The sequence below is a fragment of the Streptomyces sp. NPDC046831 genome (assembly GCF_040645305.1).
GTDB lineage: Bacteria > Actinomycetota > Actinomycetes > Streptomycetales > Streptomycetaceae > Streptomyces.
Map to the genome: position 1 here is coordinate 1 of NZ_JBEYXZ010000024.1, position 22,661 is coordinate 22,661.

22 protein-coding genes and 1 riboswitch are annotated in these 22,661 nt (G+C 74.2%); of the genes, 14 read left to right on the forward strand and 8 right to left on the reverse strand.

The annotated features are described in order from the left end of the window. Positions 1-272 precede the first annotated feature (272 nt). The 6 genes from ABZ920_RS20405 to ABZ920_RS20430 all read right to left on the reverse strand — a co-directional run bounded on the left by ABZ920_RS20405 (position 273) and on the right by ABZ920_RS20430 (position 4,920). Positions 273-947, reverse strand: coding sequence for an urease accessory UreF family protein (locus tag ABZ920_RS20405; RefSeq protein WP_361506621.1), 675 nt, complete (start codon positions 945-947; stop codon positions 273-275). After that, positions 947-2,668 (reverse strand): urease subunit alpha, encoded by a 1,722-nt coding sequence (locus ABZ920_RS20410; RefSeq protein ID WP_361506624.1) that lies wholly within the window; start codon positions 2,666-2,668, stop codon positions 947-949. The genes ABZ920_RS20405 and ABZ920_RS20410 overlap by 1 nt, the downstream gene beginning before the upstream one ends. Beyond that, the gene (locus ABZ920_RS20415; protein WP_361506627.1) at positions 2,661-3,062 is read right to left on the reverse strand and encodes an urease subunit beta; all 402 of its coding nucleotides are present in this window, start codon (positions 3,060-3,062) and stop codon (positions 2,661-2,663) included. Before ABZ920_RS20415 ends, ABZ920_RS20410 begins: the two co-directional genes overlap by 8 nt. An 11-nt stretch (positions 3,063-3,073) precedes the next feature. Further along, a complete protein-coding gene (locus ABZ920_RS20420; protein WP_361506630.1) occupies positions 3,074-3,376 on the reverse strand; it encodes an urease subunit gamma in 303 nt (100 codons plus the stop codon). Positions 3,377-4,158: 782 nt separating this feature from the next. After that, positions 4,159-4,437, reverse strand: a complete 279-nt coding sequence (locus ABZ920_RS20425; protein ID WP_361506633.1) for a type II toxin-antitoxin system Phd/YefM family antitoxin — start codon at positions 4,435-4,437, stop codon at positions 4,159-4,161. A 123-nt stretch (positions 4,438-4,560) separates the two neighbouring features. After that, the gene (locus tag ABZ920_RS20430; RefSeq protein ID WP_361506636.1) at positions 4,561-4,920 is read right to left on the reverse strand and encodes an ANTAR domain-containing protein; all 360 of its coding nucleotides are present in this window, start codon (positions 4,918-4,920) and stop codon (positions 4,561-4,563) included. A gap of 166 nt (positions 4,921-5,086) precedes the next feature. On the opposite strand from ABZ920_RS20430, the gene ABZ920_RS20435 reads away from it, so the two are divergent. The 3 genes from ABZ920_RS20435 (at position 5,087) to ABZ920_RS20445 (ending at position 7,066) form a co-directional block, all read left to right on the forward strand. Beyond that, complete coding sequence (locus tag ABZ920_RS20435) at positions 5,087-5,722, forward strand: ATP-dependent Clp protease proteolytic subunit (RefSeq protein ID WP_361506639.1); 636 nt, start codon at positions 5,087-5,089, stop codon at positions 5,720-5,722. Positions 5,723-5,729: 7 nt separating this feature from the next. Further along, on the forward strand, positions 5,730-6,038 hold the full coding sequence (locus ABZ920_RS20440; protein ID WP_361506642.1) for a hypothetical protein: 309 nt from the start codon (positions 5,730-5,732) through the stop codon (positions 6,036-6,038). A gap of 369 nt (positions 6,039-6,407) precedes the next feature. Further along, positions 6,408-6,589: riboswitch (cyclic di-AMP (ydaO/yuaA leader) on the forward strand. Between the two features lie 3 nt (positions 6,590-6,592). Then, the gene (locus ABZ920_RS20445) at positions 6,593-7,066 is read left to right on the forward strand and encodes a C40 family peptidase (RefSeq protein ID WP_361506645.1); all 474 of its coding nucleotides are present in this window, start codon (positions 6,593-6,595) and stop codon (positions 7,064-7,066) included. A 627-nt stretch (positions 7,067-7,693) separates the two neighbouring features. On the opposite strand, the gene ABZ920_RS20450 is transcribed toward ABZ920_RS20445, so the two are convergent. Then, complete coding sequence (locus ABZ920_RS20450; protein WP_361506648.1) at positions 7,694-8,152, reverse strand: ATP-binding protein; 459 nt, start codon at positions 8,150-8,152, stop codon at positions 7,694-7,696. A gap of 212 nt (positions 8,153-8,364) precedes the next feature. On the opposite strand from ABZ920_RS20450, the gene ABZ920_RS20455 reads away from it, so the two are divergent. After that, on the forward strand, positions 8,365-9,231 hold the full coding sequence (locus ABZ920_RS20455; RefSeq protein ID WP_361506651.1) for a helix-turn-helix transcriptional regulator: 867 nt from the start codon (positions 8,365-8,367) through the stop codon (positions 9,229-9,231). A gap of 9 nt (positions 9,232-9,240) precedes the next feature. Then, entirely contained in the window at positions 9,241-9,468 is a 228-nt protein-coding gene (locus ABZ920_RS20460) for a DUF397 domain-containing protein (RefSeq protein ID WP_361506654.1), read from the forward strand. A gap of 69 nt (positions 9,469-9,537) precedes the next feature. Here ABZ920_RS20460 and ABZ920_RS20465 read toward each other — a convergent pair whose 3' ends face one another. Further along, a complete protein-coding gene (locus ABZ920_RS20465; RefSeq protein WP_361506657.1) occupies positions 9,538-10,665 on the reverse strand; it encodes an 8-amino-7-oxononanoate synthase in 1,128 nt (375 codons plus the stop codon). Between the two features lie 147 nt (positions 10,666-10,812). Here ABZ920_RS20465 and bioB point away from each other — a divergent pair, with 147 nt between their 5' ends. The 9 genes from bioB to ABZ920_RS20510 all read left to right on the forward strand — a co-directional run bounded on the left by bioB (position 10,813) and on the right by ABZ920_RS20510 (position 22,640). After that, on the forward strand, positions 10,813-12,054 hold the full coding sequence (bioB, locus tag ABZ920_RS20470) for a biotin synthase BioB (protein WP_361506660.1): 1,242 nt from the start codon (positions 10,813-10,815) through the stop codon (positions 12,052-12,054). Beyond that, on the forward strand, positions 12,047-13,336 hold the full coding sequence (locus ABZ920_RS20475; protein ID WP_361506663.1) for an adenosylmethionine--8-amino-7-oxononanoate transaminase: 1,290 nt from the start codon (positions 12,047-12,049) through the stop codon (positions 13,334-13,336). The genes bioB and ABZ920_RS20475 overlap by 8 nt, the downstream gene beginning before the upstream one ends. A 1-nt stretch (position 13,337) precedes the next feature. Next, entirely contained in the window at positions 13,338-14,078 is a 741-nt protein-coding gene (gene bioD, locus ABZ920_RS20480; protein WP_361506666.1) for a dethiobiotin synthase, read from the forward strand. 208 nt (positions 14,079-14,286) lie between these two features. Then, complete coding sequence (locus ABZ920_RS20485; RefSeq protein WP_361506668.1) at positions 14,287-14,988, forward strand: class I SAM-dependent methyltransferase; 702 nt, start codon at positions 14,287-14,289, stop codon at positions 14,986-14,988. 186 nt (positions 14,989-15,174) lie between these two features. Beyond that, the gene (locus tag ABZ920_RS20490) at positions 15,175-16,212 is read left to right on the forward strand and encodes an ABC transporter ATP-binding protein (protein WP_361506671.1); all 1,038 of its coding nucleotides are present in this window, start codon (positions 15,175-15,177) and stop codon (positions 16,210-16,212) included. A 4-nt stretch (positions 16,213-16,216) separates the two neighbouring features. Continuing rightward, entirely contained in the window at positions 16,217-18,784 is a 2,568-nt protein-coding gene (locus tag ABZ920_RS20495) for an FtsX-like permease family protein (RefSeq protein ID WP_361506674.1), read from the forward strand. Between the two features lie 48 nt (positions 18,785-18,832). Then, positions 18,833-19,723, forward strand: coding sequence for an LLM class F420-dependent oxidoreductase (locus ABZ920_RS20500; protein WP_361506677.1), 891 nt, complete (start codon positions 18,833-18,835; stop codon positions 19,721-19,723). A 422-nt stretch (positions 19,724-20,145) separates the two neighbouring features. After that, entirely contained in the window at positions 20,146-21,630 is a 1,485-nt protein-coding gene (locus ABZ920_RS20505; protein ID WP_361506680.1) for a hemolysin family protein, read from the forward strand. Beyond that, entirely contained in the window at positions 21,627-22,640 is a 1,014-nt protein-coding gene (locus ABZ920_RS20510) for a hemolysin family protein (RefSeq protein ID WP_361506683.1), read from the forward strand. The genes ABZ920_RS20505 and ABZ920_RS20510 overlap by 4 nt, the downstream gene beginning before the upstream one ends. Positions 22,641-22,661 lie beyond the last annotated feature (21 nt).

The window sequence follows — 22,661 nt, forward strand, 5'->3', positions numbered from 1 at the left end:
GGGGGGCGGGGCCGGCTTGGTCCCGGTTGGGGGGGCCGGGGGACTTCGCGGACACGGCCCAGGACCTGTCCGACCATGCGCGTCGTCGCCCGAAGGGCGGCCGCGCGGCGTCCGGTGCGTGCTCCCGGCGTGCCGGCCCCAGGCCCTCGTACTGGACGTACTCGGGTCCGGGGCCGGTGCGGCGAGTGGGGGGTACCCCCTGCTCGGGCGAAGCCGAGAGCTTGGGGAGCGTGCAGGGCGTCGCACGGCAGACGCGCATGGTCGGACAAGGTTCACGACGCGAACAGCCGTACCGGCCGGGCCGCGTGCGCCTCGGCGCCGATCTCCAGCACGGGCGCGGAGGCCGCGGGCAGGGCGTCGGCGCCGTCGTCGAGTGCCTGACGGGCCGCCAGGACGGCGCGGTCGGCGACGCGGTCGAGCTCCGGCGCCAGCCGGGCCAGCACCGCCGTCGCCTCGAACGGGTCCAGGCTCAGCAGGCGCACCGTCGCCGTGGCCGGTCCGCTCACGCTCTCGTAGGCCGCGCAGTACGCCGCGTCGTCGGGGCCCAGCCCCGCCACCCGCGCCGTCAGGCCCAGGACCACGGGCTGGTGGGCTCCTTTCGGGAACGCCCGTGCCAGGGCGTCCAGTTCGGGCGAGGGCCAGGTGGCGCGGGCGGCCCGCGCCAGCTGCCGCCCCAGCTTCCGGGCGGCGAGGCGCAGAGCGGGCGACGGTGTCCGCGCGTCCGCCGCGGCGTCCAGCTCGCCGGGGTCGTGTCCGAGGGCGGCCGCCGCGGCGAGCGCGGCCGCCACCAGGCCCGCCGTGTGCAGCCGCCCCCGGCAGAAGGCCTCCAGGCTCGCCGCCCCGGTGACGCGGCCGGCCCGGACGGCCGCCTCCGCCCCGCCGGAGTGCGCGTGCCCCCCGGCCGGAAAGCGCCCGTCGGCCAGGACGAGCAGTGTCCCCCGGGACATCAGAAGAGGAAGTAACGCTGGGCCATGGGCAGTTCCGCGGCGGGCACCGCCTCGACCGGCTCCCCGTCGATGCGTACGGCGAAGCTGTCGGGGTCGATCTCCACCCGCGGACGCGCGTCGTTCTCCCGCATGTCCGCCTTGGTGACGCCCCTGGTCGACTCGATGGCCGCGCACCGCTTCCCGAGCCGCAGCCGCTCGGGAAGGCCGTCCTCCAGCGCCGCGGGCGCGACGAAGTTGACGGAGTTCGCGGCGGGTGCCCGCCCGATCGCCCCGTACATCGGCCGCGGCAGGACCGGCTGCGGCGTCGGGATCGAGGCGTTGGCGTCGCCCAACTGCGCGTACGCGATCTGCCCGCCCTTGATGACGAGGTGCGGCTTCACTCCGAAGAACGCTGGTTCCCACAGCACCAGATCGGCGAGCTTGCCGCTCTGCACCGAACCGATCTCCCGGGCGAGGCCCTGCGCCAGCGCGGGATTGATCGTGTACTTGGCGACATAGCGGCGGACGCGGTGGTTGTCCGCGCGCCCGTCGCCCGGCAGGGCGCCGCGGCGCCGCTTCATGACGTGCGCGGTCTGCCAGGTGCGCAGGACGACCTCGCCCACCCGTCCCATGGCCTGGGAGTCGGAGGAGATGATCGAGATCGCGCCGAGGTCGTGCAGGACGTCCTCGGCGCCGATCGTCGAGGGCCGGATCCGCGACTCGGCGAAGGCCAGGTCCTCCGGCACCGCCGCGTTGAGGTGGTGGCACACCATCAGCATGTCGAGGTGCTCCTCGGCGGTGTTGACGGTGAAGGGCCGGGTCGGGTTCGTCGAACTGGGCAGCACGTGCGGCTCGGAGACCACGGTCATGATGTCGGGGGCGTGCCCGCCGCCCGCACCCTCGGTGTGGTACGCGTGGATGCCGCGGCCGGCGATCGCGGCGAGCGTGTCGCCGACGAAGCCCGCCTCATTGAGGGTGTCGGTGTGGAGGGCGACCTGGACGCCGGTCCGGTCGGCGACGGTCAGCGCGGCGTCGATGACGGCGGGCGTCGCCCCCCAGTCCTCGTGCAGTTTCAGGCCGAGCGCGCCGCCGCGGATCTGGGAGAGCATCGCCTCGTGCGAGACGGTGTTGCCCTTGCCGAGCAGGCCGATGTTGAGCGGGTAGGCCTCCATCGCCTCCAGGACGCGGGCCAGGTGCCAGGGGCCGGGGGTGACGGTGGTCGCCTTCGAGCCCTCCGCCGGGCCGGTGCCGCCGCCGACGAGCGTCGTGACGCCGGCGGCCAGGGCCTCGTCGGCGATCCGCGGGCAGATGAAGTGCACGTGCGCGTCGACGGCCCCTGCGGTGAGGATGCGGCCGTTGCCCGCGATGACCTCGGTCTCCGGGCCGATCACCAGGTCGGGATGGACGCCGTCCATGGTGTCGGGGTTGCCCGCCTTGCCGATGCCGGTGAGCCGGCCGTCGCGGATGCCCACGTCGGCCTTGACGACGCCCCAGTGGTCGACGATCACCGCGCCGGTGATCACGGTGTCCGGGGCGCCGTCCGCGCGGGTGGCCCGTGACTGGCCCATGGACTCGCGGATGACCTTGCCGCCGCCGAACACCGCCTCGTCGCCGGCGCGCCCGGGTCCGCCGGAGCGGTCCTCCTCGATCTCGATCAGCAGGTCGGTGTCGGCGAGCCGGATGCGGTCGCCGGTGGTGGGGCCGAACAGGTCGGCGTACGCGGCGCGGGAGACCTCAGGCACCGGCCGCTCCGTTCGCCCCGCCGGCCCCGGGGCGGTCGTGCCCGTCGTCGGTCGCCGGCGGCCCGGCGGCCCCACGCATGTCACGCCCGTCGAGGGCGCCCGCCGTCTCGCCGCGCAGTCCGGGCACGACACGGGCGCCGCCGATCGGGACGAGGCCGACGTCGACGGGGATGCCCGGTTCGAAGCGCACGGCGGTGCCGGCGGGAACGTCGAGCCGCTTGCCGTGGGCGGCGGCGCGGTCGAACTCCAGTCCCGGGTTCGCCTCGGCGAAGTGGTAGTGGGAGCCGACCTGGACGGGCCGGTCGGCGGCGTTGAGGACGGTCAGCCGCGTGACCTCGCGGCCCTCGTTGCAGACGATCGGGCCGTCGGCGAACAGGATCTCTCCGGGAATCAAAGCCGCCCCCTTCAGACGATCGGCCCGTGCACGGTGACGAGCTTGGTGCCGTCCGGGAAGGTGGCTTCCACCTGGACGTCGGCGATCATCTCCGGAACGCCGTCCATGACGTCGGCGCGGGTGAGGACCTTGCGTCCGGAGGACATGAGCTCGGCGACCGTACGGCCGTCGCGGGCCCCTTCGAGGACGTGCGCCGCGATGAGCGCGACCGCCTCCGGGTGGTTCAGCCTCACGCCGCGGGCCCGGCGCTTCGCGGCGACGTCGGCCGCCACGTGGATCAGCAGTCTCTCCTGCTCGTGCGGGGTCAGTTGCACGTGCCCACCTCACAGTCCTCGCTCCGGACCGTGCGGGGCCCGGTTGCCGCAGCCACCGCGACGGGGCGGGTTCCGACACACCGGTTGCGCGTTCCCGGGCAACCCGGACGGATGACCCCAGGTGGCGTGGATCGGCAGGGTAGTTCGCCGGAGTTTCGGCGGCGTTACGCCGATCGGGCCGGGACCGCGTCCGGCCCCGGCCCGATCGGCTGCGCACCCGCTCCCGCGGCCTGTTCGACCGGCGGCTCGTGCGCTCTTGCGGAGAGGCGCCGGCCCCGCATGACAGGGGCCGGAGCCGGCTCCCCGGTGGGCGCCCCGCCCGGCTGTCCGGCCGTGCCGGCGGATCCGGCCGGTGGTCGTGGGACGAAGGTCCAGGATCACCCGATGGGGGGAAGCCGGTCTTACCGTCGGGTGACGGGGCGCATCCCGCTGTGCCGCACGGGAGACCCGCGCGTCGGCGGCCTCATGTGCACCCGTGCGGGCGCCGCCCGGCAACGGGAACCGGCGGATCGGCACCGAGTCCTCCGCCTCGCCGACCGCGAGCCGCGGTCCTGGCGTCGCCGGACACGCCGCGCGTCGCGCGCGTTCGCGGACCGGCGGGCGCGTACGAACGTGTCGACACGGCGGCGTACCTCCCGACCGTGCCGGGGTGGGGCACCTCGCCGGAGGTGGCGACACGGTGAGGCCTGTTGCTCGGACCCCGGCATCCGCCAGGAGACCACCTCGACGTCCTTCGTCGGGGCGCACGCGAACGGTGCCCCACGGGCGTCGCCGGGCGGGCGCTACCGGGGGTCGGGGCCGCGGTGTTCGGCGGTGATGCCGAAGCGTTGCCGCTCGCTCGGGGCGGAGGGCGTGTCGCGGACCCGGGAGACCGCGCTCACCACCTGCTCCTCCGCGGGCTCCTCGGCCTGCTCCAGCCGTTCGAGGTCGGCGGCGGAGACCAGGGCGACGAGGGGCTTGCCGTGCCGGGTGACCACCACGCGCTCCCCGCCGTACACCACCCGGTTGATCAGGTCGGCGAGCTCAGCTCTGGCTTGCGTCACCGGAATCTCGTAGGCCATACCCCCAGCTTACGGGGCGTCCACGGTGTTCGTCCGGGGCGCGGGGGACGACGAAAGCGCAGGTCAGTGGCGTGCCCGATGTCCGGCGCGGGACGAGGACGGGCCCTGGGCGCGGCCGGCGGCTCAGTGCCGGGCCCGGTCGGCGGAGAGACGCACCGCGTGCCGGTCGAGCGCCCGCCGGAGTTCCTCCAGCTCGGTGTCGGAGAGGGCGCCGCCCTGGGCGAACTTCAGGACGTGCTCGGCGACCGTGCGCAGCTTGGTGTTCGTGCGCTGGGAGACGTCCCGCAGCACCAGCCAGGCGTCGTCGGGCGGGATGCGCCCGACGACCACCACCGCGCCGATCGCCTGGTCGATCACGGCATGGGAGGTCAGGGCGCGCTGCAGCTGGTCGATCTCCTCGTGCAGCCGTTCGTGCTCCAGCACCAGATCGGTGACGGACAGCGGCTTGAGGGGATGCCGCTCGGATATCGCGAAGAACGCCATCGGGACCACCTCGGTCGTCGCGCGGCCGGAGCACCAGCTTCTCTCAGGACCGCCGCCGCCACGACCCGGCGCCCCGGGCACGAGCCGACGCCTCCGTAGAGAACGTACGTCCTGTACATTTTTCGCCGAGGCCACCGGAGACTTCCTGCCGCTGGAGGGGATGCGCATGAACCGACCGTCCGCCCGCCACGCCCTGCCCGCCTTCACCGAGCGCACGAGCCTCTCAGACCGGATACTCGACCCGTACGCCGGACTGTTCGAGGAGCGGATCGTCGTCCTCGGCACACCGATCGACGACACCGCGGCGAACGACGTGATCGCACAGCTCGTGCACCTGGAGCACCGGGACCCGGACCGCGACATCGCGCTGTACGTCAACTCGCCCGGCGGCGCGTTCGGCGCGATGGCGGCGATCTACGACACGATGCGGTACGTGGGCTGCGACGTGGCGACCACCTGCCTGGGCCGGGCGGACCGGTACGCGGCCGTCCTGCCGGCCGCGGGGACTCCGGGCAAGCGGTCCGTCCTGCCCGGCGCCCGCGTGACCCTCGGCCAGCCGCCGGTCTCCGAGCCGCTGCGGGGGCGGACGTCCTGCCTGACCACCCGGGCGGAGGAGATGGCGCGCGTGTGGACACGCCTGGAGGAGATGCTGGTGCGGCACACCGGGCGGGCCCCGCGGCAGGTGAGCGCGGACCTGGAGCGGGAAACGGTCCTGGACGCGCCGGCCGCGCCGGCGCACGGGCTGGTCGACCGCGTCGTCACCGGCCACAGGGGCCCGCAGGCCGCACCGGGTGCGAGGTGACGCGCCCGTGCTGCCGCCCGAGCTGCCACCGATGCCCGCCCTGACCCACGCCGAGGGCGAGCTGATCGACCATTACCTCCGCGTGGCCGACCTGCTGGGCCGGATCAACCCCGCCCGCGAGGGGAGCACCTACCGCGGCCTGAGGGCTGCTCAGGCGCTCGTCCGCGAGGCAGCCGGGCTGCGGGACGCGCTCAGCCTGATGCACCAGCGGGGCGAGAGCGAGCTGCACTCCACCACCCTGGCACGGGCGCTGCGGGTGCTGGACGGGGAGCGGCGCACGGCGCGTGTCACCGTCCCGCCGGCGCAGCGAAGTTGACGCCGTACCACCGACGCGCTCCCTCCTCGCCGTCGACGGAGGGCACGGTTCCGCCGCAGAACGAGCCGAACGGCCTACGCCCTTCCGGTCGACTTCCAGCTCCTCTCCAAGGGCTGTCCGAGTTGCGCACAGCGCCTGCCCGTTGGTCGGAATGAAGCGTTCCGCCGCAGGTCCGGGACTCGTCGGGACCCGCGACAGACGTTCGATCGGTGGGGTGTCCACCCGAACGGGTGAGTGGTGAGTAACAACACAAATCCCCGGTTCCGTTGGGATTTTCGGACATCCGTGAGCCAAGATCCGTGTCTGACGACAAGCCCCCGCCACAACGGCGGGGCGGTCCGGGCGGACGCCGAGTCCTGCCGCCGCCCGGATGACCGGTCGACGGAAGTGGATCGGCAGGAGTGGAGGACCCAAGTACGACGGGTCGCCGGAACGGCCATGTCATGGCCGGGCCGAGCAGCCCTTGGGGTGAAGCCGCGGCAACGCGGCCGGGCTACTTCGCCAGCCCGAATCCGACAGGTCATCCTTCACAGGCGGCTGACGAAGGGTTGCGCATGACTGCGCTGAATCGTGTCCCGTCGCTCATGGCCCGGGCCGGCACGGCCTCGGCCCTGACCATCGCCGCCGTCGGCGGCTCGATCGTGGTCCCCGGTGTCGCCTCCGAGGCCGCGGCCGCCACGTCGGCGACGAAGGCGCTGCACATCGCGGCGTCCAAGAAGGGCTCCCCGTACAAGTACGGGGCCGTGGGTCCGCGGCGCTTCGACTGCTCGGGGCTCACGCTGTACTCGTTCAAGAAGGCGGGCAAGAAGCTGCCCCGTACGGCGGCCCAGCAGTACAACAAGAGCCGCCACATCTCCGCGAAGAGCCGCCGGGCCGGAGACCTGGTGTTCTTCCACTCGGGCTCGAACGTGTACCACGTGGGCATCTACGCGGGTAAGGGCAAGATCTGGCACGCCCCGAAGACGGGAGACGTGGTGCGGCTGCAGAAGATCTGGACGAAGAGCGTCTGGTACGGGCGGGTCGGCTGACCCGGCCCGCAGGGGGCGAGGGGCCGGCCGGGTCCGTCGGGCCGGCCGGGCCGGGTGGCGGTGCCCTGACGCACCGCCCCGCCCCCGGCCGGCGAGCCGCGGTCCCGTGACCGGGCCCCCGCGCACGGCGATCGCCCGACGGAGGCCGCGGCGTGCGGTCCCGCCCTCCTGGGCGGCGCGCTGCGGCTGCGCTGCCCCCGACGGCGGACCCGGCTGACGCGGCCCCGGGCCGGCCGTTGCGGCCGACGCGGTCCCGGACGGGCCGTTGCGGCCGACGCGGCTCTGAGGAACCCGTCGGCGCTGAGGCGGCCGGCAACGGTCCGGTCCACTGCGGCTGCAGCTGCTCGCTGACGGCGACTCCGGCCGACGCGGCCGAGGCCAGGCCGGCCGACGCGGGCCGTACGGCTGACGCGGCCCGGGTCGGCCGCCCGGTCCCCGACGGCGACTCCGGCCGACGCGGCCGAGGGCAGGCCCGCCGACAACGCCCGTGCGGCTGAGGCAGCCCAGGCGGCTGCCCGGCCCCTACGGCGCCTCCGGCCGACGCGGCTCGTGCGGCTGGCGCGGCCCGGCGGCGGGACCGCGGCCCCCGGGCCGTCCGCCCGGCGGTGGCGGGCCCACCGGGCAGCCCTACGGCTCCGGCGGCCCCGCCGCCGTGACCGGAGGGGTGAGCACCGGCCAGGGCAGCGCGATGCAGACGGTCTTGCCGCCCTCGCGCGTGGGTCTGACGCTGAACCGGCCCCCGTACTCGGCCGTCAGCCACCGGATGATCACCATGCCCCGGCCGTTGTCCTGCTGGACGGCGCCCGGGAGCCGTTTCGGGAACCGGGGGTGGCTGTCGGTGACACCGATGCGCAACTGCTCGTCGCGGTCGAGCAGGAGGTCGACCGTGAAGGTCGGCGACTGACCGAACGTGTGCTGGACGGCGTTGGTGGCCAGTTCGGAGATGATGAGCCGGACCGTGTCGGCGGTGTCCGCCTCCGCCGGCAGGCCCCACTCCGTCAGGGTGTCCGCGACGAAGCTGCGGGCCGCCGACACCGAGACCGGTTCGCTCGGCAGAGTGACGGATGCTTCCAGATGGTCTGCCATGGCGACGTCATCCCTTTCCCGCGCGACCGCAGACCGACACGGAGCGGATGGTTCGAGTACGGTCCCGGACTGGTGCCTCGTCGTCAGACTGCCATCACCGCGTCGCCCACGACGGCGTTCCACCGAGATATGCATATATCTGTCGCTCGAAGCGGTGAACTCTGCGACGGCAGACCGTATTCGGGCGGCGCGGAGGGGATAGGGAGTAGCCCATGCAGCACGGTCCCGCGGTACGCCGCCGGAAGCTGGGCGCCGAACTTCGCGCCCTGCGCACCGCGGCCGGCCTGACGAGCGAAGAGGCGGCCGGCCTGGTCGGGTGGCACCAGTCGAAGGTCAGCCGGATCGAGACCGGCGCGAGCGGTGTGAAGCCGGCCGACGTGCGGCTGCTCCTGGACGCCTACGCCGTCGAGGACGCCCGGTTGCGCGAGCTGCTGACGGTGCTGGCGGGCTCGCACGACGGCGCAGGCCGGCACCACTGGTGGCAGGCCTACCGGGGTGTCCTGCCGCCGACCTACCGCGACTTCATCAGCCTGGAGTCGCAGGCCAGCGCCATGCGCACGCTGGAGACCTCGGTCGTGCCCGGCCTGCTGCAGACGCCCGAGTACGCGCGTGCGGTGACCCGGGCGGCGGTGGAGGGCCTCGACGAGGAGCAGCTGGACGCGCTGGTGGAGGTGCGGCTGGCCCGGCAGGACGTGCTGCGGGCGCAGCCGCCGCTGGAGCTGAGCGCGGTGCTCGACGAGGCGGTGCTGCGGCGGGAGGTCGGCGGGCCGGGCGTCCTGGCGCGGCAGCTGGAGCGGCTGGTGGAGGCGGCCCGGCTGCCCCAGGTGACCCTTCAGGTGCTGCCGTTCGCGGCGGGGGCGCACATCGGCGTCACCGGACCTTTTGTCATCTTTTCATTCCTGAGCACTTCTGACCTGGACGTGGTGGTTCTCGACCACTTGACGAGTAGCGCGCATCTCGAACGGAAAGAAGACGTAGAGGCTTACTCGGAGGCCTTCAACTCCCTTCAGGAGCACGCTCTTTCCCCCGAGGACTCGTTGGACTTCATCGCCGCGACAGCTCACGGAGCATCCGCGTAAGGAGGCGCCATGCCCGCTGCCCTGCCTTGCCACGTACCTTCCAGCAACGACCTGCACGGCGTGCGATGGCTGCGCAGCAGCTACAGCACGGGAGCCAACAACTGCGTCGAGACGGCGTCACCGCGCTCCGGTCCCGCGGCCGGGCGGCTCGCCGTGCGCGACTCCAAGGACCCGGCCGGCCCCGCGCTGCTCTTCTCCCCCGGGAGCTGGGCCGGGTTCCTCACCTCGTTGCGGTGACACCCCTCGTCAGGTCCGAGCCCGCCGACCCGTTCGGCCTCGGGCGGGACCCGGCCGTGTCACGCCGACTCACGGTCGTGTGCCGCCGATCGCCGCGACAGCCCGTTCGATCTGCGCCCCGGAGAGGTCGGCCCGTGCGGTCAGCCTGAGCCGTGAGACACCGTCGGGTACGGAAGGAGGACGGAAACAGCCCACAGCCAGCCCCGCCGACCGGCAGTCGGCCGCCCACCGCACGGCCCCCTCCGGGGACGGCGCGCGCACGGAGACGACCGCGGCGTCCGGACGTACCGCGTCCAGACCCGCGGCCGTCAGCCGTGCGTGCAGCTCGCCCGCCACCGCGCGGGACCGCGCCGCGCGCTCCGGCTCCCGGCGCAGCAACCGCAGCGCGGCGAGGGCGGCGCCCGCCGCCGCGGGGGCCAGGCCGGTGTCGAAGATGAACGTCCGGGCCGCGTTCACCAGATGGTCGATCACCCGGGCGGGCCCCAGCACGGCCCCGCCCTGACTGCCCAGCGACTTGGACAGCGTGACCGTCACGACCACGTCCTCCGCGCCGGCGAGCCCCGCCGCGTGCGGCGCGCCGCGGCCGCCGTCGCCGAGGACACCCAGGCCGTGGGCGTCGTCGACGACCAGCCCCGCGCCGTGCTCCCGGCAGGCCGCCGCGAGCGCGGTGAGCGGGGCCGCGTCGCCGTCGACCGAGAAGACCGTGTCGGAGACGACGAGCGCCGGCCCGGTGTGGCCCGCCAGGGCCTTGCGCACGGCCTCGGGGTCGGCGTGTCCCACCACCTGCGTCGTGCCGCGGGCCAGCCGGCACCCGTCGATGAGCGAGGCGTGGTTGCCCGCGTCGGAGACGACGAGGGAGCCGTGCGGCGCGAGCGCCGTGACCGCGGCGAGGTTGGCCGCGTACCCGGAGGAGAACACCAGTGCGGCCTCGAACCCGCAGAAACCGGCCAGTTCGCGTTCCAGTTCGGTGTGCAGTTCCGTGGTGCCGGTGACCAGCCGGGAACCGGTGGCACCGCCGCCCCAGGCGCGGGCCGCGGCCGCGGCGCCCTCCGTGACCTCGGGATGGCGGGCCAGCCCGAGGTAGTCGTTGCTCGCCAGATCCAGCAGCGGCGTGTCGGCCGGACGCGGGCGCAGGGTCCGCACGAGCCCCGCGCCGCGACGCGCCCGGGCCTGCTCGTCGATCCAGCCGAACGCCATGGCTCCTCCAGGGCTTTTGTAGGCAGTGCACAGACACTAGCGGGAGGGCCGGCGGACCGAGATGTGGCCATACCCACACGTCGAAGTGCCCTTGTTGTGCGAAGTCTCCTTGGCCTGGGGCCGCCCCGTAGGACAGGATCGGCTCTCATGGACCTGCTGAACACGCTGGTGGACAAGGGGCTTCGGCGCGAGCTGCCGACCCGTGAGGAAGCGCTGGCCGTGCTGGCCACCTCCGACGACGACGTGCTCGACGTGGTGGCCGCGGCCGGCAGGGTGCGCCGGCACTGGTTCGGCCGGCGGGTGAAACTCAACTATCTCGTCAACCTCAAGTCGGGCCTGTGCCCCGAGGACTGCTCCTACTGCTCGCAGCGGCTGGGCTCCCGGGCCGACATCCTGAAGTACACCTGGCTCAAACCCGACGAGGCCTCCCGTGCCGCGGCGGCCGGGCTGGCCGGGGGCGCCAAGCGGGTCTGCCTGGTGGCCAGCGGGCGCGGCCCGACGGACCGGGACGTGGACCGGGTCTCCGAGACCATCAAGGCGATCAAGGACGGGAACGAGGGCGTCGAGGTGTGCGCCTGTCTCGGTCTGCTGTCCGACGGCCAGGCCGAGCGGCTGCGCGAGGCCGGCGCCGACGCCTACAACCACAACCTCAACACCTCCGAGGCGACGTACGGCGACATCACCAGCACCCACACCTACGCCGACCGGGTCGACACCGTGCAGAAGGCGCACGCGGCCGGGCTGTCCGCCTGCTCGGGCCTGATCGCCGGCATGGGTGAGAGCGACGAGGACCTCGTCGACGTGGTCTTCTCGCTGCGCGAGCTGGACCCGGACTCGGTGCCGGTGAACTTCCTGATCCCCTTCGAGGGCACGCCGCTCGCCAAGGAGTGGAACCTGACCCCGCAGCGGTGCCTGCGCATCCTCGCGATGGTCCGCTTCGTCTGCCCCGACGTGGAGGTGCGGATCGCGGGCGGCCGCGAGGTGCACCTGCGGAGCATGCAGCCCCTCGCGCTGCACCTGGCCAACTCCATCTTCCTGGGCGACTACCTCACCAGCGAGGGGCAGGCCGGCAAGGCCGACCTGGAGATGATCGCGGACGCCGGGTTCGAGGTCGAGGGCGCGGAGCAGGTGACGCTGCCGGAGCACCGGGCGGCGGCCGGAGGCGGCTGCGGGTCACACGCCACGTCGGGCTGCGGCACGCACGAGTCCGCCGGGTGCGGGTCCGAGGAGGGCGCCGGGTGCGGGTCGCACGAGGGCGGCGGCTGCGGATCGCACGAGGGCGGCGGGGTCTGCGGGCCGGCGGCGGTACCGGCGGCCGAGACGCCGCGCACGGACCTGGTCGCCGTGCGCAGGCGGGGCGCTGGAACGGACCTCGCCCCCAATGCCTGACCCGGCCGGCCTGCCCCTCCCCGAACTGCTCGACCTGGACCGGCGGCACGTGTGGCACCCGTACGGTCCGATGCCCGGCCGGCAGGACCCGCTCGTCGTGGAGTCGGCGAGCGGGGTCCGGCTGCGGCTCGCCGGCGGCACCGGCGAGCTGGTCGACGGCATGTCCTCGTGGTGGTCGGCGATCCACGGCTACAACCACCCGGTGCTCAACGAGGCGGCCCGCGAGCAGCTGGCCCGCATGAGCCACGTGATGTTCGGCGGGCTCACGCACGAGCCCGCCGTACGCCTGGCGAAGCTCCTTGTCGACATGTCGCCCGAGGGCCTGGAGCACGTGTTCCTGGCCGACTCCGGCTCGGTGTCGGTCGAGGTGGCGGTCAAGATGTGCCTGCAGTACTGGCGCTCCCTGGGCCGCCCGGCCAAGCGGCGGCTGATGACCTGGCGCGGCGGGTACCACGGCGACACCTGGCAGCCGATGTCCGTGTGCGACCCCGAGGGCGGGATGCACGAGCTGTGGACCGGGGTGCTGCCGAAGCAGGTGTTCGCCGACGCGCCGCCCGCGGACCACGACGAGGCGTACGCCGCCCACCTGCGCACGACGGTCGCACGGCACGCCGGCGAACTCGCCGCGGTGATCGTCGAGCCGGTGGTGCAGGGCGCGGGCGGGATGCGGTTCCACTCCCCCGCCTACCTGCGGGTGCTGCGGGAGGCGTGCGACGAGCACGACGTGCTGCTGGTCTTCGACGAGATCGCCACCGGATTCGGCCGCACCGGCACGCTGTTCGCGGCGGAGCACGCCTCGGTCGCGCCGGACGTCATGTGCGTGGGCAAGGCGCTGACCGGCGGCTATCTGACGCTGGCGGCCACGTTGTGCAGTACGCGGGTGGCCGAGGGCATCTCCCGCGGCGAGGTGCCGGTGCTCGCGCACGGCCCGACGTTCATGGGCAACCCCCTCGCGGCGGCTGTGGCCTGCGCCTCGATCGGGCTGCTGCTGGACCAGGACTGGCGTGCGGAGGTCGGCCGCGTCGAGGCCGGCCTGCGGGACGGGCTGGCCCCCGCGGCCGACCTGCCGGGCGTGAAGGACGTACGGGTGCTCGGCGCGATCGGGGTCGTACAGCTGGACCACGAGGTGGACATGACGGCGGCCACCCGGGCCGCCGTACGGGAGGGCGTGTGGCTGCGCCCCTTCCGGGACCTGGTGTACACGATGCCGCCGTACGTCACGTACGACGCGGACGTGGCGCGGATCGCCCGCGCGGTGTGCGCGGCGGCGCGGGAGGGATGACATGCCGGTACTGGTGATCACGGGCACGGGCACCGAGGTCGGGAAGACGGTGGCGACCGCCGCCGTCGCGGCGGCCGCCGTCGGGGCCGGCCGGACGGTGGCCGTGCTGAAACCCGCCCAGACGGGTGTCGCCCCCGGCGAGCGCGGGGACGCCGACGAGGTGGCACGGCTCGCCGGTGCGGTGACCGCGCGTGAACTGGCACGCTTCCCCGAGCCGTTGGCGCCCGCCACGGCCGCGCGGCGGGCCGGTCTCGCGCCCGTCCACCCGTACGAGGTGGCCGAGGCGGCCGCGAAACTGGCCACCGAGCACGACCTGGTGCTGGTGGAGGGAGCGGGCGGCCTGCTCGTCCACTTCGACGCCGCGGGCGGGACGCTCGCGGACGCGGCCCGGCTGCTGCGGGCGCCGGTGCTCGTGGTCGCCTCCGCGGGGCTCGGCACGCTGAACACGACGGAGCTCACGGCCCGTGAACTGCGCGTGCGGGGGCTGGACCTGCTCGGTGTCGTGATCGGCAGCTGGCCCGAGCAGGCCGATCTGGCCTCACGCTGCAACGTGGCGGACCTGCCGCACGTGGCCGGCGCGCCGCTGCTCGGCGCGCTGCCCGCCGGAGCCGGGGCGCTGGCGCCCGCAGACTTCCGGGCGGCGGCTCCTGAGTGGCTGGCACCGCGTCTGAACGGCCGGTGGGACGCGGAGGCCTTCGCGCTCCGGGAGGCGCCCGATCCCTTCGCGGGCACCGCGGACTGACGGCCGGACCCGGCGGGCGGCCCGGTGGCGCCGCCCGATGGGCGGGTGCCTGCATCGCGGGCCAGTCCGCCGGGGGTGGAGGTGGGCCGGTCCGGGCGGCGCGCACCGGCGGGCGTCGGCCGCCCCGGGCGAGTTCGCGCCGGCGAGCGTGCGGCGCGCCGGTGCGGGGCAGCATGGCCGTAGGTCCCGTTCCGCCCGGGAGGTCGCCATGCCGTTTCGGTCCGCCGGCTCCGGCAGCGTGGCGCGCGGCCCCGTCCGCCATCCGCTGTTCGCGCGGTACTACGCGCGCGTCAGCGTGCGCGCGGAGACCGGTTTCGGGATGGCGGGGATCCGCGAGAGACTGCTCGCCGGGCTGACCGGCCGGGTCATCGAGATCCGCGCGGGCAACGGGCTGAACTTCGCGCACTACCCGGGCACCGTCTCGGAGGTCGTCGCCATCGAACCGGAGCGCCTGCTGCGGCAGCGGGCCGTGGAGGCGGCGCTGCGCTCCGGGGTTCCGGTGGACGTGGTGCCCGGGGTGGCGGAGGCGCTGCCGGTCAAGAGCGAGGCCTTCGACGCGGTGGTGCTCGCGCTGGTGCTGTGCAGCGTGCGCGACCCGGCCCGCGCCCTCGGCGAGGTCCGGCGCGTGCTGCGTCCGGGCGGCGAGGTGCGGTTCTTCGAGCACGGCAGGGGCGGCGGCCGGGCGATGAGGCTCACTCAGCGCGCCCTGGACCGTACGGTGTGGCCGCCCCTGGCCGGCGGCTGCCACCTGGCCCGGGATCCGGTCGCGGGCCTGCGGGACGCCGGGTTCCGGCTCGGTCCGTACCGGCGGCTGCTGCTCCCCGGGAGGGGGCCGAAGCTGCCCACGTCCTACTGCGTGCTCGGCACCGCCTGGACGCCGGCGGACGGCGACCCGGACACGGCCGGCTGACCACGAGCCGGACGCCGGACCGCAGCAGCCCCCCTTCCGCGCCCGGTGAGCGGCGCACCTTGCCGCCCCGCCATTGGCCCGCTTCGGCCCAATGGGGGGATACCTGGTGTGCGACGGGTCACACTAGGCTCATCCTGGGACGAAGGAAAACCGGGACGATCCGCGAAGGACCACAGGGAGGCCGTCGTGTCGACACCTGCTGCGGCGCCGGGCGGGGCGCCGGCCGGCGGCATCGCGGCCCGCGCCCGCAGCCTGACGAAGGCGTACGGCTCGGGCGAGACCGCGGTACTCGCGCTGGACGCCGTGGACGTGGACATCGCACGCGGCCGGTTCACCGCGGTGATGGGTCCCTCCGGCTCCGGCAAGTCCACCCTCATGCACTGTCTGGCCGGGCTCGACACCGTCTCGGCGGGGCAGGTCTGGCTCGGCGACACGGAGATCACGGCGCTCAAGGAGCGGGAGCTGACCCGGCTGCGGCGCGACCGGATCGGCTTCATGTTCCAGTCGTTCAACCTCATCCCGACGCTGAACGCGCTCGAGAACATCACCCTGCCCATGGACATCGCGGGCAAGAAGCCCGACGAGGAGTGGCTGAACCAGGTCGTCGACACCCTCGGCCTGAGGGACCGGCTCGGGCACCTGCCCTCCCAGCTCTCCGGCGGCCAGCAGCAGCGCGTCGCCTGCGCTCGGGCGCTCGCCGGCCGGCCCGAGCTGATCTTCGCGGACGAGCCGACCGGCAACCTCGACTCGCGCTCGGGCCTGGAGGTGCTCGGCTTCCTCCGCGAGGCCGTCGACGACCTCGGGCAGACGGTCGTCATGGTCACCCACGACCCGAGCGCCGCCGCGCACTCGGACCTGGTGCTCTTCCTGGCGGACGGGCGGATCGTGGACCGCACGGAGCGGCCGACCGCCGAGGCGGTGCTGGAACGCATGAAGCGGTTCGACACCGGCCGCGTCGACGGGGCGGTGGTCCCCTCCTTCCGCGGGGCCGTCCCCTCCGTCGACGGGACGGCCCCTGCCCCCCGCGGGGGGCAGGCAGCGCCCCCGCACGGCGGGGACGTCGCCGCCCCGAAGAAGGGGGACGCCGGCTCCTCGGGCGAGGCCGGGAGCGTCTCCCCCGGCGACGGGCACGCCACCACCCGCGACGGAACCCGTCCGCCGCCACCGGAAAGTGACCGTTTCCTCCCCGTGGACGGGCCGGGCGCCGCCCCCGAGGGACGCTGATCCCGTGCTCAGGGCGACCCTGCGCAGCTTCCTCGCCCACAAGGGGCGGCTGCTGCTCTCGGCGCTGGCCGTCGTGCTGTCCGTGGCCTTCGTCGCGGGCAGCCTGATCTTCTCCGACACCGTCGGCCGCACCTTCAACCGGCTCTTCGCCTCCACCTCGGCCGACGTCACCGTCCAGCCGCGGCACGGCCTGCGGTCCTCCGTGCCCACCGGTGTGGTCGAGACGGTCCCCGCCTCACTGGCCCCCCGCGTGGCGCGGGTCGACGGAGCGGCGGCCGTCCGCCTGGTCGCCTCCGTCCCGAACGCCGTGGTGGTCGACAGCCGGAACCGGCCCGTGGGCCCGACCACGGGCGCCCCGACCATCGCCCGGAACTGGCAGGACACCGACCGCAGTCCCGTGGAGCTGACCTCGGGCCACACACCGCGCGGCGGCGGCGAGGCCGTCCTGGACGCCGACACGGCCCGGCACGCGAAGGTGCGGATCGGCGACCCGCTCACGGTGCGGGCGCAGCCGGGCTCGTTCCGGGTGCGCGTCGTCGGGATCGCCACCTTCACCACCACCAACCCGGGCTCGGCTCTGGTGTACCTCGACACCGCCACCGCGCAGAAGCGGCTGCTCGGTTCCACGGACCGGGCCACCGGCATCGCGGTCGACGCGGCGAAGGGAGTCACCGACGGCGAGCTCAAGCGCCGCGTCGGCCGGGTCGTCGGCACGACCGCCTACGACGTGCGCACGGCGGGCGAGCAGGCCAAGTCGGCCGCGGCCGAACTCGGCAGCTTCCTCGACGTCATCAAGTACGTGATGGTCGGCTTCGCCGGTGTCGCGGTCCTCGTCGGCATCTTCCTGATCGTCAACACCTTCTCCATGCTGATCGCCCAGCGCACCCGTGAGCTGGGTCTGCTGCGCGCCCTGGGCGCCGACCGGCGGCAGGTCCGGCGGTCGGTGCTGACCGAGGCGGTGCTGCTCGGCCTGGTCGGCTCCACGCTGGGCCTGGCGGCCGGGATCGGGCTCGCCGCCGGGCTGATCCAGTTGCTGAGTGCCTTCGGCATGAACCTGAGGACCGCCGAGATGGTCTTCAAGTGGCCGACTCCGGTCGCCGCGTACGTCGTGGGCGTCGGCGTCACGTTCGTGGCGGCCTACCTGCCGGCCCGGCGGGCCGCCGCGGTGTCGCCGATGGCTGCCCTGGCGGACGCCGAGGTCGCCGACGTGGGACGGCCCCTGCGGGCGCGGGCCGTCGTGGGCTCACTGGTCGGCGTGGCGGGTCTGGCCGCGCTCGGCGGCTGCGCCGCCGCGACCAGGACCGCCACCGCCGCCTCCCTCCTCGGGCTCGGCGTCGCCCTGACGCTGATCGCGACCGTGGTCGCGGGCCCGCTGCTGGTGCGTCCGCTCATCCGGGTGCTCGGCGGCGCCTTCCCGGCGGTGTTCGGATCGGTCGGCCGGATGAGCCAGCGCAACGCGCTGCGCAATCCGCGCCGGACCGGAGCCACCGCGGCGGCGCTCATGGTGGGGCTGGCGCTGGTGGGCGGGCTGTCGGTGGCGAGCGCGTCCATCACCCGGTCCCTGGACCACCAGATCGACACCACGCTCGGCGCCGACTTCGTCGTGCAGAGCCGTGGCTACCAGCCGTTCTCGCAGGAGGTGACGGACGTGGTGCGCCGGACGCCGGGGGCCGCCCTGGCGGTGCGGCAGCGGTTCGCGGCCGTGGCGGTGCGGCTGCCGGACGGCAAGCGGGTCCAGACCACCGCGGCCGGGTACGACCGGCAGCTCGACGACGTCGCCCACCTCAACTACGCGGCGGGCGGCACCGCCGCCGCCCTGGCCGACGACCACATCGCCATGGACGTCGACTTCGCCCGGCAGCACCGCGTGCGGCCGGGCAGTGTGCTGCCGGTCGAGTTCCAGAGCGGGCGGCGCGCGCAGCTGACGGTGGGCGCCCTGACCGACCAGGACGCCGTCGAGGGCTTCGGCGTGGAGGGCGGGCTGTACTTCGGCATCGCGACCGTCGAGAAGTACGTGCCCGGCACGCCGGACGCGGCGCTGTACGTGAACGCGGCCCCCGGCGCCGGGCCCGACCTGCTGCGCTCGGCGCTGGAGCGGAGCCTCGCGCCGTACCCGCAGATGGAGGTGCGCGACCAGGCCGACTACAAGAAGCTGGTGCACGACCAGATCGCGGTGCTGCTCTACCTCGTCTACGCCCTGCTCGGGCTGGCGATCGTGATCGCGGTCCTCGGTGTCGTGAACACGCTGGCCCTGTCGGTGGTGGAGCGGACGCGGGAGATCGGGCTGCTGCGGGCCATCGGGCTCGCGCGGCGGCAGCTGCGCCGGATGATCCGGCTGGAGTCGGTCGTGATCGCGGTCTTCGGCGCGGTCCTGGGGCTGGCGCTGGGGCTGGTGTGGGGCGTGTGCATGCAGCGGGTGCTCGCCCTGCAGGGCATGACGGCGCTCGCGATCCCCTGGGGCACGGTCGTCTCGGTGGTGGTCGGCTCCGTGGTCGTGGGCATCGTGGCGGCCCTGCTGCCCGCGCTGCGTGCCTCGCGGATGAACGTGCTGGCGGCGATCGCGCACGAGTGATGGAATCGCGGCACGTGCCCACGTCGTCTTCTGCCCGGGGGAGTTCACATGCCGCGCCCGTTCCGCTTCGGAGTCAACCTGTTGGAGCCGGCGCCGACCGGTCAGTGGCGTGCCAAGTGCCGCCGGGCCGAGGAACTGGGCTACGACGTGATCCTCGTGCCGGACCACCTCGGCCTGCCGGCGCCGTTCCCGGCGCTGGTCGCGGCGGCGGAGGCGACCGAAACTCCGCGGGTGGGCACGTTCGTGCTCAACGCGGGCTTCTGGAACCCGGTGCTGCTGGCCCGCGAGGTGGCGACGACGGACGCGCTGACCGGCGGCCGGCTCGAACTCGGGCTCGGTACCGGGTACGTCCGCGCGGAGCACGAGACGGCGGGGCTGCCCTGGGGCTCGCCGGGCGCGCGCGTCGACCACCTCCGCCGCACCGTCGAGGAGCTGCGGCGGCTGCTCGCCTCCGCGGAGCACCGTCCCCGCCCGGTGCAGGAGCCGCGGGTGCCCCTGCTGATCGGCGCGAACGGCGACCGCATGCTGCACCTGACCGCCGAGCACGCCGACATCGCGGCGTTCACGGGGGCGCGCTCGGTGCCCGGCAGCGACACGGGGCAGCTCGCACCGATCACGGCGGAGGAGCTCGACGAGCGCCTTTCGCTGTACCGGAAGCTCGCGGCCGACCGCGCGGAGCCCGCGGAGCTGAACCTGCTGATCCAGCGGGTGACCGTCACCGGCGACCGCGAGGCGGCGGCCCGCTCCTTCCAGGAACTGGTGCCGCACCTGAGCCGGGAGCAGGTGCTGGAACTGCCCATCGTGCTGCTCGGTACGCCGGAGCAGATCGTCGAGCAGGTGCGCGGGCTGCGCGAGCGGTACGGGTTCTCGTACCTGACCGTGCTGGAACCGTCCATGGAGGCGTTCGCACCGGTGATCGAGGCGCTGCGCGGCCAGTAGGCGGACCGGTGCCGGCGGAGGGGTCGCGTCGGCGTTGGCCGGGCGTTCGGACCGGCGCCGAGTGTCTGTGCGAGGGGACCTTCGCCGGGCTGGGGAGGGCGTCCGGGTCATGGGGAACGGGACGCGCGCCGGGCGGCCGGTCAGCGGCCCGAGGAGAACGGGACGCGCGCCGGGCGGACGGTCAGCAGCCCGAGGAGAGCGAGACGCACGCCGGGCGGACGGTCAGCGGCCGGGGGGCACCGGCGGGGCCGGTGTAAGCCGCCAGGTGAGCGGCGCTCGGCTTCTCTTTGCCCATCCTTTACCCTGGAGGGACACTCGGTCTCCATGAAAGGTTGTGAGCGTCCGCCCATGGGCGAGCCTCCCGGTGCGCGACACCGCGCGATCCCCGTCTCTCCGCGCGACCATGAGAGGGGGGTGACCCGATGACCGAAGTCCTCCTGCTGCTGGTGGCGGTCGCGTTGTCCGTCGCCTGCGGCGCCTTCGTCGCGGCCGAGTTCTCGCTGACGACCGTGGAGCGCGGCGCGCTGGAACGCGCGGTCGAACGCGGTGAGCGCGGCGCCTCGAGCGCCCTCAAGGCGGTTCGGAATCTGACGTTCCAGCTCTCCGGGGCGCAGCTCGGCATCACGGTCACGAACCTGGTGGTCGGCATGCTCGCCGAGCCGTCGATCGCCGCGCTGATCACCGGACCGCTCAAGGCCCTCGGCATCCCGGAGTCCGCGGCGGCCTCGGTGGCCCTGGTGCTGGGCACGGCCCTGTCCACGGTCTTCCTGATGGTCGTCGGCGAGCTGGTGCCCAAGAACTGGGCGATCTCCTCACCCCTCGGGGTGGCCAAGCGGGTGGCCACCCCGCAGCGCTGGTTCAGCGCCGCCTTCCGCCCCTTCATCACCCACCTGAACGGCACCGCCAACCGGGTGGTGCGCCGACTGGGCGTGGAGCCCGCCGAGGAACTGGCCTCGGCGCGCGGCCCGCAGGAACTCGCGGCCCTCGCCCGGCACTCCGCCAAGGAGGGCGCCCTGGAGCCGGACACCGCGGAACTGTTCGTGCGGACGCTCAACCTCGCCGACCTCACCGCGGAGAACGTCATGACACCGCGCGTCCAGGTCGTCGCCCTCGACACGCAGGCCACCTGCGAGGACGTGGCGAACGCGACCCGGGCGACCGGGCTGTCGCGCTTTCCCGTCTTCCGGGGCAGCCTCGACACGGTCGTCGGGACCGCCCACATCAAGGACGTGCTCGCGGTGCCCGCCGAGCGGCGCACCCGCGTGTCCGTCGCCGAGATCATGCGCGCGCCCCTGCTCGTCCCCGAGTCGCTGACCGTCGACCGGCTGCTGGACCGCCTGGGCGGCAAGCGGACGATGGCGGTGGTCATCGACGAGTACGGCGGCACGGCGGGCGTCGTGACGCTGGAGGACATCGTCGAGGAGGTCGTCGGCGAGGTCCGGGACGAGCACGACCCGCACGAGACACCCGACATCGCCCCGGCCGGAGCCGACGAGGCGGGCCGTGCCCTGTACTCGGCCGACGGCTCCGCCCGCATCGACCATCTCGCGCGGATCGGCCTGCGGGTGCCGGAGGGGCCGTACGAGACCCTCGCCGGACTCGTCGCCGCCGAGCTCGGCCGGATCCCCCGGGCCGGCGACACGCTGGAGATCGCCGGCTGGCGGCTGGACGTGGCCGACGCGAGCGGGCGCCGGGCCGCGCGCGTGCTCCTGCACGCCCCGCTCGACGACGAACGGCCGGCGCCGCCCGAGCGGGACGCCCCGCGGGGCGACGAGCAGGCCGCGCGGAGTGAGGCGCACGCCGCGCCAAGCGAGGGGCACGAACGTGGCGCGCGGCGCGAACGAAGTCTCCACGGACCGGCGGACGTGCGGAGCGACCACGACGACGTCAGGGGGGACGACCGGTGACCGCCGTGCAGATTCTGATCGGTCTGGCGAGCCTGGTCGTCAACGCCTTCTTCGTGGGCGCCGAGTTCGCCCTGATCTCGGTCCGCCGCAGCCAGGTCGAGCCGCACGCCGAGGCCGGCGACCGGCGGGCGAAGAGCGTTCTGTGGGGGCTGGAGCACGTGTCCGCGCTGCTGGCCGCCGCACAGCTCGGCATCACCCTGTGCACCCTGGTCCTCGGTGTGGTCGCCGAACCCGCGATCGCGCACCTGCTGGAGCCGGTGTTCCACGCGGTCGGCCTGCCGGCCGGCGTTGGGCACGCGGTGTCGTTCGTCATCGCGCTGAGCCTGGCGACGTACCTGCACATGCTGCTCGGCGAGATGGTGCCGAAGAACGTCGCCCTGGCGGAGCCGGTGCGCAGCGCCCTGCTGCTCGGCCCTCCCCTGGTCGCGCTGTCCCGGGCACTGCGCCCGGTGATCTTCATGGTGAACGCCTTCGCGAACACCCTGCTGAAGCTGCTGCGGGTCGAGGCCAAGGACGAGGTCTCGGCGACCTTCACGGACACCGAGCTGGCGGACATAGTCAAGGACGCCAGCGAAGCGGGACTGATCGACAACCGGGCGCAGGAGCGGCTGCACGACGCGCTGGAGCTGGGCAGCCGGCCGGTCCGCGACGTCGTGGTCCCGCTGGAGCGGGTTGTCTACGCGCAGCTCGGGGTGACACCGGAGCAGCTGGAGCGGCTGTCGGCCGAGTCCGGCTTCTCCCGCTTCCCCGTGGTGGACGAGGGGCGCCGGATCATCGGCTACCTGCACGTGAAGGACGCGCTGGACGCCTCGCCGCGCACCGAGCCGTTCCGGCTGCGCGACATGCGGCCCATTGCCCGGGTGCGGGAGGCCACGCCGCTGGACGACGTGCTCACCGCGATGCGGGGCGGCCGCGCCCATCTCGCAGCCGTGCTGGGCGCGGACGGACGGCTCGCGGGGCTGGTGACCATGGAGGACGTGCTGCGGGAGCTGTTCGGGCAGCCCGTCTGAGCGCCCTGCTCCGCGGCCGGT

Excerpts from the sequence above, each read along its gene's own strand:
- ABZ920_RS20405 (WP_361506621.1), bottom strand. The coding sequence starts at position 947 with ATGTCCCGGGGGACACTGCTCGTCCTGGCCGACGGGCGCTTTCCGGCC.
- ABZ920_RS20425 (WP_361506633.1), bottom strand. The coding sequence starts at position 4,437 with ATGGCCTACGAGATTCCGGTGACGCAAGCCAGAGCTGAGCTCGCCGAC.
- ABZ920_RS20430 (WP_361506636.1), bottom strand. The coding sequence starts at position 4,920 with ATGGCGTTCTTCGCGATATCCGAGCGGCATCCCCTCAAGCCGCTGTCC.
- ABZ920_RS20435 (WP_361506639.1), top strand. The coding sequence starts at position 5,087 with ATGAACCGACCGTCCGCCCGCCACGCCCTGCCCGCCTTCACCGAGCGC.
- ABZ920_RS20445 (WP_361506645.1), top strand. The coding sequence starts at position 6,593 with ATGACTGCGCTGAATCGTGTCCCGTCGCTCATGGCCCGGGCCGGCACG.
- ABZ920_RS20450 (WP_361506648.1), bottom strand. The coding sequence starts at position 8,152 with ATGGCAGACCATCTGGAAGCATCCGTCACTCTGCCGAGCGAACCGGTC.
- ABZ920_RS20455 (WP_361506651.1), top strand. The coding sequence starts at position 8,365 with ATGCAGCACGGTCCCGCGGTACGCCGCCGGAAGCTGGGCGCCGAACTT.
- ABZ920_RS20460 (WP_361506654.1), top strand. The coding sequence starts at position 9,241 with ATGCCCGCTGCCCTGCCTTGCCACGTACCTTCCAGCAACGACCTGCAC.
- ABZ920_RS20465 (WP_361506657.1), bottom strand. The coding sequence starts at position 10,665 with ATGGCGTTCGGCTGGATCGACGAGCAGGCCCGGGCGCGTCGCGGCGCG.
- bioB (WP_361506660.1), top strand. The coding sequence starts at position 10,813 with ATGGACCTGCTGAACACGCTGGTGGACAAGGGGCTTCGGCGCGAGCTG.
- ABZ920_RS20475 (WP_361506663.1), top strand. The coding sequence starts at position 12,047 with ATGCCTGACCCGGCCGGCCTGCCCCTCCCCGAACTGCTCGACCTGGAC.
- bioD (WP_361506666.1), top strand. The coding sequence starts at position 13,338 with ATGCCGGTACTGGTGATCACGGGCACGGGCACCGAGGTCGGGAAGACG.
- ABZ920_RS20485 (WP_361506668.1), top strand. The coding sequence starts at position 14,287 with ATGCCGTTTCGGTCCGCCGGCTCCGGCAGCGTGGCGCGCGGCCCCGTC.
- ABZ920_RS20500 (WP_361506677.1), top strand. The coding sequence starts at position 18,833 with ATGCCGCGCCCGTTCCGCTTCGGAGTCAACCTGTTGGAGCCGGCGCCG.
- ABZ920_RS20505 (WP_361506680.1), top strand. The coding sequence starts at position 20,146 with ATGACCGAAGTCCTCCTGCTGCTGGTGGCGGTCGCGTTGTCCGTCGCC.